Below are 446 nucleotides of genomic sequence, written 5' to 3'. Positions count from 1 at the left end.
ACGCATTCGGCAAAAGCCCGAGAGGCGCAAGAAGGCGTGATGGAGTTCCTGCTCATCAACCATCCGCTTGATTGTCCGACCTGCGACCAAGGCGGCGAATGCCAGTTGCAGGATTTGGCGATGGGCTATGGCAAAACCACCAGCCGCTATACCGAAGAAAAACGTTCTGTCGTCGGCAAAGACATGGGCCCTTTGGTTTCCGCCGAGGAAATGAGCCGTTGTATCCACTGTACCCGTTGCGTTCGTTTCACTGAAGAAATCGCCGGCGTGCAAGAAATCGCCATGGCCAACCGCGGCGAACACTCCGAGATCATGCCTTTTATCGGTAAAGCAGTGGAAACCGAATTGTCAGGCAACGTCATCGATTTGTGTCCTGTCGGCGCATTGACCAGCAAACCGTTCCGCTTCAACGCGCGTACTTGGGAATTGAACCGCCGCAAATCCGT

General features: G+C 54.7%; 1 pseudogene. It reads left to right on the top strand.

Annotated features, from left to right (window positions below):
* A pseudogene (locus ACTHSP_RS21955) lies at positions 1-446 on the top strand (NADH-quinone oxidoreductase subunit NuoG); the annotation flags it as partial.

Source organism: Neisseria sp. P0001.S005 (genome assembly GCF_051963715.1).
The sequence above is the reverse complement of the archived record's forward strand: the minus strand, read 5'-3'. Positions and strand labels throughout refer to the sequence as shown.